This is a genomic window from Bacillus cereus group sp. BfR-BA-01408 (genome assembly GCF_022663305.1).
Lineage (GTDB): Bacteria > Bacillota > Bacilli > Bacillales > Bacillaceae_G > Bacillus_A > Bacillus_A pacificus.
Genome location: NZ_JAKUFF010000128.1, coordinates 1 through 7,158 on the forward strand (window position 1 = coordinate 1; position 7,158 = coordinate 7,158).

The following is a 7,158-nucleotide window of genomic DNA, read 5'->3' on the forward strand; positions in this document are numbered from 1 at the left end:
GCTGCTAATTAAAAACTATTGAAAATGGCCTTGTGCAATACGCACAAGGCCATTTTATTCATATTTTGATCTGCTGTGATAATTTATTAATGTACAGGGAACGAATTAAGAAGAAGAAAGTAATCTCGATCATCCCGAAAAAGGTGAGTACGATACATGTCTCTTTTAGTAATGAGAAAGAAAACATACTTTGTAAAAACTTAACGGCAAATAATGTGTGAACACCAGCAACGATGTAAGGAACGAAAAATAAAATTCCTAATTGAATCGTTGCGGAGCGAAACATTTCTGACTCAGTTAATCCAAGCTTTGTAATCGTAATGTATTTTTGTTTTTCATTCGTTAAGTCATTATACATACGGAAGTATAAAACACTAGCTGCTCCGATAAAGAAAATAAAGCCGAGAAATGTCCAAATAAAGAAAGCGGCAATTGAATTCCCTTTACTGTAGTTTAGATCAACCGCAGCTGTATCAATATCAAACGGGGGAGAAGGAGCCAGTTCTGTATCTTTATATGCTTCATAGAAGATATCTGTATCCTTCTGAATATGTTTTAACATATTTTTCGTCGGAACAACTGTATTTTCCCAATTCTCAACGAAGTAGTTATACACTATGGTCGTTTCAATATGAGGAATCATATTATCAAATACATAATCTTGTACAACAATTACATGCGGAAATTTAAAGGCTGGTAAGATCCCTTTATTAATAAATCCTTTAATATGAAATTCCGTTTTATTTGATCCCAATGTAATTGTATTTTGTTTTGCAAATGGATTGGATACAAGATTTACGAGTTCTGGCGAGTAACGAGAAATAATATAAACTTGTGTAGAATCAAGGGTTATTTCCGGCCTCTTTAACTGTTTCGCAAGTGAATTATAGTCACTCATTTTCATAAGAGTAATGTTTTCTTTTAAAGCAGTATCTTGTAATACTGTAAACTTATGCTTATTGTATTGAAAATTAGCCTTTGTAAGCTCCGTTTCAATTGTAGCAATGTGTTTTTGTTCCAATTGATTTTCACCTTTGGACGTATACGTGAAGGGGAAAGGATATCGTTCTAATATCGATACTTTCGTATTATTATTAGCAGCAAATAGCCCGGTAATAATTGTAAATGCAAGTGCTGACAACATAGAAACGATAAAGAGCACATTAATATTACTACGTGTACGGCTAGCTAAATCTGAAATCCATAACATGTTTATTTGTTTCATATAAAACTTTCTCCGCTTTTTTAAGATAAAGATAAAGAGGAGAAACGTCTGTGAAAAGAATAAATATGTTCCGACTATTACGAGCGGTAAAATAGATAACATGATAAGGTATACAGATCCATTTTGTACGTTTTTTTCTGTTACGTAGCCTTGCGGATAACCAGCGATATAATAGCACAGGCCTAAACAAATTAAGGCAAACAATGAAATGAGTATAGATGGCCTTTTTTCATCTTTTTTATTTTTATTATTTTTAATTAATCGTGTTGTTTTCCGAGTACGAATGAACATCGGTGTAAATGTAGAAACGATGAAAAATAAAATAATAAAAGTTACTGTTGTTACGATAATAGCTTCTGTTGGCCAATATAAATAGAGACCTTTTGCATTTGTTAATTTAGAAGTAACGAGTAAGAAAAAGTTAGAGAACACAAGACCGCCTTGAATACCAGCAAAGATAGCTAGCATTCCAATAATCATATTTTCAGTAAACAAAAGACGTTTTAATTGTTTTTGAGATATACCGAGAACAGTTAAAACGCCAAATTGTTGTTTCCGTACATTTAAAAACGTCCCAATAGAATATAAGAGAAAGAAGAACGAGAACAAAACGATAACAAACTGTGCCATGCCAGCCAAGTTCATGAGCGGATCTTGTTCCTGTAATTTATTTATAATTTGTAAGCGTGGATGATACGCGTATACAGTAAATGAAAAGAAAACCATGATAGAGAACGCACTACTTACAAAATAAGCGAAATATGCTTTCGAATTACGCGAGACATTTTTAAATGCGAATTGCCAAAATGTCATCCACGTCTTCCTCCTAATAATGCTAGAACATCTAATATTTCTTGATAAAATTTCTCTCGGTATAGCCCGCGGTGTAGTTCATTGTAAAGTTCGCCATCTTTAATGAAAATGACGCGGTTGCAATAACTTGCTGCAAACGGATCGTGCGTAACCATTAAAATCGTTGCATCTTCTTCTTTGTTTAATTTCGTAAATAGCTCCATTACGTCAATTGCCGCTTTTGAATCTAAGTTTCCTGTCGGTTCATCGGCAAGTAGAAGGGAAGGATGATGAATAACAGCACGTGCTACTGCGGTACGCTGTGCTTGTCCTCCTGACACTTCAAAGATACGCTTGTCTAAAATATGATCAATTCCAAGCTTTTTTGAAATGTTATCAAGCTTTTCATCCATTTCTTTTAAAGGAACATTATCTAATGTTAAAGGTAGTACGATATTTTCACCGATTGTTAGTGTATCTAGTAGGTTAAAGTTTTGGAAAACAAATCCTAACTCTTGGCGGCGGAAAATAGCTAACTTCTCTCTACGAAATGTGTGCGGTTTTTTTCCGTTAATCACGACATCACCAGCAGTCGGAGAATCAATGGTAGAGATAACGTTTAAAAACGTAGATTTACCGCTACCAGATGGTCCCATGATCGCAACGAATTCACCTTTATCTACATGTAAATTTATATTTTTTAAAGCAGTATGAGGGACTTTTCCTTCATACACTTTTGAGACATTTTTTATGTGTAATACTTCTTCCATAATAATCACCTTTCTAATTTTAAAACTTAATGTGTTGTGATAATTTTTGCATATAGAAGGAACGAATTAAAAGGAAAAATAAAATTTCAACTGTTCCAAAAATCATCAGTACGACTGTAATCTCAGCGAAGAACGAGAGATGTAAAATTTCTTGTAGCATCTTTGTCGCAAACATCGTATGGATCGATGCCATAATGTATGGAACAAAGAATAAAATAGCAAGTTGAATTGTAGCAGATCGTTTCATTTCGGCTTCTGTTAAACCAATTTTTGTAATCGTTACATACTTTTCTTGCTCATTTGTTAAATCTGTATACATTCGGAAGTAAAGAACACTGCCAGCACCGATAAAGAAAATAACTCCTAGGAAAGTACCAATTAAGAAGAACGAAGCGACATTTAGTTTTGCTTTATATAGAGAATCACTCGCTTCACTTGCGTGGAAAGGAGGATGCTCTGCTTTGATCGCTTCACTTTCATTATAAATTTTTGTTGTAAATGCCGAACCGATGTTATGTGCTTTTTCCCAATCGTACACTTTAAAGCTATATACACTCATTTGTTTTGAAATGGTGGATAATGCTTCTACATTTTCATCAGATAGTATGAGCAATTGGTATATTAAGCGATTTGGGAATGGATTATAACTTTTATATTCTTTCACTTGTAGTTGTAAATTGTTTTGAGTAAGTGTAAGAGTATTTTTTTTGTCTTTATTATGAAGCGTTCCAATAACTTGATCATCTAAGTCTGTCATAAGAATATAAGATTCATTCTTATTTACCGTGAGCGTTTCCCAATTTAAAGCCTTAGCAAGTACATTATAGTCACTTTGTTTAATGGCGTAATAGAGCTGCGTGTTATCTTCAGATGAAGATACTTCATATATATCTGTTTTAAATTTTGTATAAGTAAAGTGCTCTTCAATAAATTTTTGTTCTAACCAGTTTAAATGTTCATCCGCTAACGTATTTTCAGTATGAGATAAATAAGTAAACGGGAAAGGGTTTTTCCTAATTTCATCAAACTTTGTAAACTTCCCGAATCCATATAAGAAGGTAATCATTGTAAAAGCGAGAGTCGATAGCATTGCTACAATAAAGAGCATGTTAATGTTTGTCCGAATACGCGCTGCTAAATCAGAAATCCAAAGCATATTAATACGTTTCATATAAAATTTTCTTCGCGTCTTTAATATACGAATGAGCAAGAAGCTAATCTGTGAAAAGAAAAAATATGTCCCAGCTGAAATAAGCGATGGAATGACAAATATACTAGAGACCGCATATAAAAGCCCAATGATGTCACCTAACGACATAAAATACAGTGGATTGGCTGCTAATACATATCCAGTTATTAAGCATGTTGCACCGAATAGAGAGATGAGCACGGATGCTTTTCTTTCTTTTTGCTGTTTTCCTTCTTTTAAAAGTCGTACCGCTTTTCTTGTACGAATGAGCATCGGTGTAAAAGACGATACGAGAATAAAGAGACCGAGAAAGATTACTATTGTTAAAATGATAGCACCTGTAGGCCAATATAAATATAGACCTGGTACATGCGTAATTTTTGCGGTAACTAATAAAAAGAACTGTGAAAAGACAAGTCCTAATTGAATACCAAAAAATATAGAAAGAATACCGATTAACATGTTTTCTAAAAAAATAAGTCGTTTTAGTTGTTTTTGAGATATACCAAGTACAGTTAAAATCCCGAACTGTTTTTTTCGTACTTTTAAGAAAGTACCGATCGAATATAGTAAAAAGAAAAATGAAAAGAACACAATGACAACCTCTGAAATTGTCATTAGTATGTTCAGAGCATAATTAATGTCTGTCATATGCAATTTCGGATGAAATAAATAAACTGCAAATGAGAAAAAAATTGCGATAGAGAACGCACTGCTTACAAAATAGGCGAAATAAGCTCTGGCGTTCCTTGTGACGTTTTTAAATGCAAACTGCCAAAATGTCATTCACCTAGACCTCCTAGTAGGATGAAGACGAAAAGGATATAAGAGATATCCTTTTCCCCTATTAAATACATTCATAAAATTTAACCATTCGTATACTCTGATAACTTTTGCATGTAAAAAGAACGAATGAATAAGAAAAAGACGATTTCAACTACGCCAAAAATAATAAGAACAGCTGAAATTTCTTTGAATAGTGATAGATCAATTACATCTTGGAGCATTTTTGTTGCAAACATTGTATGAATGGATGCCATAACATATGGAATGAAAAATAAAATGCTAAGCTGAATAGTAGCAGATCGTTTCATCTCTTTATCTGTTACACCAATCTTAGAAATCGTTATATATTTCTCTTGTTCGTTCGTTAAATCTGTATACATTCTAAAATAAAGAACGCTACCGGCTCCAATGAAGAAAATAACACCTAAAAATGTTCCGATTAGAAAGTATGCAGCACTACCAGATGTGATTCTGTATAATGAACCTGCTGATTCATAGGAGCGTATAAGAGGGCCTTCGTATTGGAATTCCTGTCGATCTCTTTGTATTTTTTTCATAAAATCATCAGCAATTTCATAAGTCTTTTCCCAATTTTGTACTTTATAATTGTACGCTGTTACGTGCTTTGTTGTATTTGGTAAGTTGTTTACAACAGAGTCAGGTAAAATTAAAGTTTGGTATGAAAAGTTAGATGGAATGGCCCCTGCTTGTTCATAGCCTTTTACTTGTAATTGCGTATTTGTGCTAGAAAGTGTAATAGACTTTCTATTGTAGCTTGGCTCAAATTCGCTGAATAAGGTTATATAAGCGTTACCTGTTAAGATGTATACTTCATTTTCGTTCATGAATAGTTGTTTCATTCGCAGGGAAGCTGCGAGTTTATTATAGTCACTTTGTTTTATTGCATATATGTCATTATAAGCTGTTATACCTTCATCTTCTTTCAATGGTGTTTCATATAAATCAGCCTTTATTTTTTTATAAGAGAAATTCTCTTTTTGTAATTGTTGTTCAAGCCAATTTAAATGATTGTCCACAAAAGGATTTGCTTCATAAGAAAAATAAGAGAATGGAAACGGTGAACTTCGCGTAACCTCTAGCTTTGTAAACTTTCCGACCCCATATAGGAACGTAATCATTGTGAAAGCGATTGTAGATAGCATCGCTACAATAAACAACATATTAATATTCGTTCGGATGCGGCTTGCTAAATCCGAAATCCACAGCATATTAATTCGTTTCATATAAAACTTTCTTCTTTTCTTTAAAATATAAATAAGTAAGAAACTAATTTGAGAAAAGAAAAAATATGTCCCAACTGTCACAAGTGATGGGATCACAAAAATACTTGAAACCATATATATAACGCCTACTTGCGGGTTTATTGAGAAGAAATATTTAGGGTTTGCAGCTAAAATATAACCACCTAATAAACAAATCGCACCAAATAGAGAGATGAATATGGATGGTTTTCTTTCTTTTTGTTTCCCACTATTATTCGTTTTTAAAAGGTTTACCGCCCTTTTCGTACGAATCAGCATTGGTGTAAATGAAGATACGGCGATAAAGAGACTCAGAAATACAATTGTTGTTAAAATAAAAGCATTCGTTGGCCAATATAAATATAGTCCTGGTAGATATGTAATTTTCGCTGTTACTAATAAGAAAAATTGCGAAAAGACAAGTCCAAACTGCATGCCGAAAAAGATAGATAAAATACCAATTAACATATTTTCAGTGAAAATGAGTCGATGTAATTGCTTTTTTGATATACCTAAAACGGTTAACACACCAAATTGCTTTTTCCGAACTTTTAAAAACGATCCGATTGAATAAAGTAGAAAGAAGAACGAGAACAAGACAATGATAACTTCTGAAAAAATCATTAATCCTGAAATTTCTGAGATCATACTGAAATTTTGTAATTTAGGATGAAATAAATAAACAGCAAACGAAAAGAAAACAGCAATGGAAAAAGAACTGCTTACGAAATAAGCAAAATAAGCTCTGGAATTACGTGTTACATTTTTAAAGGCAAACTGCCAAAATGTCATAATACGTACCTCCCGCTAGAAGACAAATATGTAGTTTTATTGCAAAAAATGTATGAGAGTAAGTTCTCATACATTTTGCTAGCATATGTCACGATCATGCTTCGGTCACCTTCTCCGTATGTTCTGCTTGATTATTTGCAGCGTTGTGGAAGATGATTTTAATCGTCGTTCCTTTCCCAACTTCAGAATCTAGTTTGACAGAGTGACCTAAATAATCACAAATTTTACTTACAATATAAAGTCCCATACCAGTAGATTCTCCGAATGTACGACCGTTTTTCCCAGTGTAAAACGGTTCGAATACTCTTCGAATATCTTCTTGCGGAATACCAACACCTTCAT

The 7,158-nt window shown here is 33.2% G+C and carries 5 protein-coding genes; all 5 read right to left on the reverse strand.

Annotated features, from left to right (window positions below; all coding sequences use genetic code 11):
- Positions 1 to 58: 58 nt before the first annotated feature.
- Positions 59 to 2,038 carry an FtsX-like permease family protein gene (locus MR083_RS25690; protein ID WP_242270045.1) on the reverse strand — a complete coding sequence of 660 codons (1,980 nt, stop codon included), beginning with the start codon at positions 2,036 to 2,038 and terminating at the stop codon, positions 59 to 61.
- Positions 2,035 to 2,787 (reverse strand): ABC transporter ATP-binding protein, encoded by a 753-nt coding sequence (locus tag MR083_RS25695; RefSeq protein WP_000393244.1) that lies wholly within the window; start codon positions 2,785 to 2,787, stop codon positions 2,035 to 2,037. The genes MR083_RS25690 and MR083_RS25695 overlap by 4 nt, the downstream gene beginning before the upstream one ends.
- Before the next feature lie 19 nt (positions 2,788 to 2,806).
- Complete coding sequence (locus tag MR083_RS25700; RefSeq protein ID WP_087953095.1) at positions 2,807 to 4,762, reverse strand: ABC transporter permease; 1,956 nt, start codon at positions 4,760 to 4,762, stop codon at positions 2,807 to 2,809.
- A gap of 80 nt (positions 4,763 to 4,842) precedes the next feature.
- Complete coding sequence (locus tag MR083_RS25705; protein WP_242270046.1) at positions 4,843 to 6,816, reverse strand: FtsX-like permease family protein; 1,974 nt, start codon at positions 6,814 to 6,816, stop codon at positions 4,843 to 4,845.
- 94 nt (positions 6,817 to 6,910) lie between these two features.
- A partial coding sequence (locus MR083_RS25710; RefSeq protein WP_242270047.1) for an ATP-binding protein occupies positions 6,911 to 7,158 on the reverse strand: 248 nt, incomplete at its 5' end.